The sequence below is a fragment of the Flavobacterium chryseum genome, from assembly GCF_004362015.1.
Classification (GTDB): Bacteria; Bacteroidota; Bacteroidia; order Flavobacteriales; family Flavobacteriaceae; genus Flavobacterium.
Genome location: NZ_SNWW01000032.1, coordinates 1 through 2,851, shown reverse-complemented (window position 1 = coordinate 2,851; position 2,851 = coordinate 1). Strand labels below are relative to the sequence as shown.

Annotated in this window: 5 protein-coding genes; 3 read left to right on the top strand and 2 right to left on the bottom strand. The window is 28.9% G+C overall.

The features are described 5' to 3' along the window. Positions 1–53 precede the first annotated feature (53 nt). Positions 54–278, bottom strand: a complete 225-nt coding sequence (locus EV143_RS21320; protein ID WP_133509918.1) for a hypothetical protein — start codon at positions 276–278, stop codon at positions 54–56. A gap of 21 nt (positions 279–299) precedes the next feature. Next, entirely contained in the window at positions 300–581 is a 282-nt protein-coding gene (locus EV143_RS21315; protein ID WP_133509917.1) for a hypothetical protein, read from the bottom strand. 294 nt (positions 582–875) lie between these two features. Between EV143_RS21315 and EV143_RS21310 the strand changes: the two genes are divergently transcribed. The 3 genes from EV143_RS21310 to EV143_RS21615 all read left to right on the top strand — a co-directional run bounded on the left by EV143_RS21310 (position 876) and on the right by EV143_RS21615 (position 2,643). Further along, a complete protein-coding gene (locus EV143_RS21310; RefSeq protein ID WP_133509916.1) occupies positions 876–1,577 on the top strand; it encodes a S24 family peptidase in 702 nt (233 codons plus the stop codon). Positions 1,578–1,651: 74 nt separating this feature from the next. Continuing rightward, the gene (locus EV143_RS21305) at positions 1,652–2,392 is read left to right on the top strand and encodes a hypothetical protein (protein ID WP_133509915.1); all 741 of its coding nucleotides are present in this window, start codon (positions 1,652–1,654) and stop codon (positions 2,390–2,392) included. After that, entirely contained in the window at positions 2,392–2,643 is a 252-nt protein-coding gene (locus tag EV143_RS21615; RefSeq protein ID WP_166638203.1) for a helix-turn-helix domain-containing protein, read from the top strand. The genes EV143_RS21305 and EV143_RS21615 overlap by 1 nt, the downstream gene beginning before the upstream one ends. Positions 2,644–2,851 lie beyond the last annotated feature (208 nt).

The window sequence follows — 2,851 nt, the reverse complement described above, 5'->3', positions numbered from 1 at the left end:
GTGCAATAAGTAGAAGTATGAAAAAGAAAATCATATCTTCTATAGATAAAATCTTAGACATTGGTCAACTCTTCTTTTGGTAAACCAGTGTGCTTAGAAATAACTTCTAAGATTATCGGTAAACTAAATTTTGTAGATTTTCGAGCTGCAGATTGATATACAGATTGAACTTCTATATTTAACTGCTTTCCGATCTTATGTCTCAACGGAATATCATTCCTGATGATATCATAGATTTCATCTTTAAGCTTTTTCCTTTTTATAGTTCTTGTAGCCATATAATTTTATTTGATAATTTTCTAATCTCCGTTGTATTTTCCAATTCCATAATATCCTGCTGCTCCACTGTTATTAGTAACTAAATGGCTTCTCCAGGGATATGTTATAGTTTCAATTGCCTGCCAAAGTTTTTTAGCCTCAAGCTTTTTTTTCTGTAAACTTTTTGTTGAAGGAATTTTATTGTAAGCTTTTATTAAAATTTCTCTTTTCGCCATTTTCCATGCTTCAATTAAAGCCTGTGAAAATGTCATTTGGAATTTTCTAAATAAATCCCACGCTTTTTTAAATAATGATTTTTTCATGTTTTTGTCTTTTGAAATTCGAGCCGTTGTCGCTTCGATGCTACGACTTACTCGCAACGGCTAACCTTATTTGATTTTTCTATTTCAGCTTTTTACATAGAGGTTTTCGTAAACCCATCAGCTTTTATTTACATTTTTTCGTATTCAGTATTTCAAAGAACTTTTTTAGTACATTTGCATTCGTCATTTGTACAGAGCAAATATAAATACATTTTAAGACAAATTAATACTTTTGGATAATTATTTTATCCAAAAGTATTAATTTGTATTGATTCTAAATAATATGATTATATAATGAATACAATTGCGGAACGTTTTGAATATGCTAGAAAACAGCTTGGCCTTAGCTATAGAGCGATTGGAGAGTTGTTTGAGGTAACAAGTGATGCTGTTAATAAGTCAATTAAACGAGATAGTATCAAAGCGCTTTACATTAATACTTTTTCAGACAAGTATGGAATTTCTAAAGATTGGATCTTAAAAGGTGAAGGCGAAATGAAAACCGAAAATGAGAATTCAAATTTGAAACGATTGACGTTTTCAAATGATAACATAATGAACGTACCATTAGTGAATCAATACGCATACGGAGGCTATCTGAATGGCTTCAACGATCCAGAATTCATTGAAGAATTACCCAAAATACCTTTCATAGTCGAAAAAGAACATAAGGGAGAATACATCTGCTTCGAGGTTAAAGGTGACAGTATGGACAATGGAACACATGAAAGTTATCTTGAGAGAGATATCCTTTTATGTAGAAATGTTCGAAAAGATTTTTGGGAAAGCAAATTACACATCAATAAATGGGATTTTGTAATTGTCCATAAAGACAATGGAATTTGTGTAAAAAGAATCATAAAACACGATGTTGAAAAAGGAATCATCACATGTCATTCACTTAATGATTACTACGAAGATTTTGACATGGATTTAAGAGACGTTACCAAAATATTTAACATTGTAGATATCCAAAGAAAAAGAAATAGAAGATAATTACGGATTTCCGTAAAATATATATAGAGCAATTTATTACGTTCGCCAAATTATAAACCTTAAAAAATTTAAATATGAAAAAAACATTACTATCAATCTTCTTAATTACAGTATTAGGATGTTCGTCAAATGATGAAAATAAAGAAGTTATTGCGGATAAAAAATTAATAACAGAAATAGAACTTGACGTAAAAAATAATATGTCAGAAACAAGAAATTACTTTTACACAGAAGGCATGTTAACAAAAATAAGAACTATAGATCATAATAAAGACATATTTGAAGATGTCTTTAATTATAAAAATAATAAAATAGAGTCTATAACTCATTTAAAAAACAATTTAAATATTGGCTCAAATTCTTTTTACTATGAAAATGGATTAATAACTAGAAGTGAATCTAAAGAAGATAATATAACCTTTATTAATTCGTATATATATGACGGAGTAGGATCATTAAAAACAATTCAAGAAACAAGTGGAAACAAAGTTATTCAACAATCCTCTTTTGAATATAAAAACACTTCTCTATCAGGAATAAATACAACCATTAAAAATGTAAATGATCCTAAAGGTTCTTTAATTTATAAAGCGACTTACGAATCAGATTCGGAGAATTCTCCATATTTAAATGTATATACAAAAGAATTAATTAATATTTGGCTTCCATTTCCAGTCCAAAATGTATCGACACAAACTAATTCAAATGGTGATGTCTATACTTACGAATATATATATGAAAATCATAAGCCTATTCAAGTTATTGAAAAATTGAGTGGAACATCAATTTCAAAGACTACATACATCTATGAATAATGCATCCAACTGATCAAAGAATATTACGATTAATCGAGTTGCTCATCTTTCAAAAGAAGATACACTATGCAAATGATTTTTGCCAAGACATAGGAATGCTTCAACAAACAATCACAAAAATTAAAAAAGGAAAAGCACATTTCACAGTTTCTCAAATTGAATTAATATGTCATAAATATAATGTGAATGCTAATTGGATATTTGGCCTTGAAAAAAACGTTTACAATGGTACTGGAAACATTGAGATATAAGCATTTCAGCAGTGAACAAAAAGGTGAACAAAACTTAATATTAACGCATTTTAATTTGTTTGTAAAGTCAATAAATACGGTTGTTTATAATTCAAAATTCGCTCGGTTCGGTTTTCGATTCCCGGCGACTCCACTAAAACCCCTGTAAATACAGGGGTTTACAATGAGTTCTTAATTTTAGAGAACAAAAAGTGAACAGAATTACAAA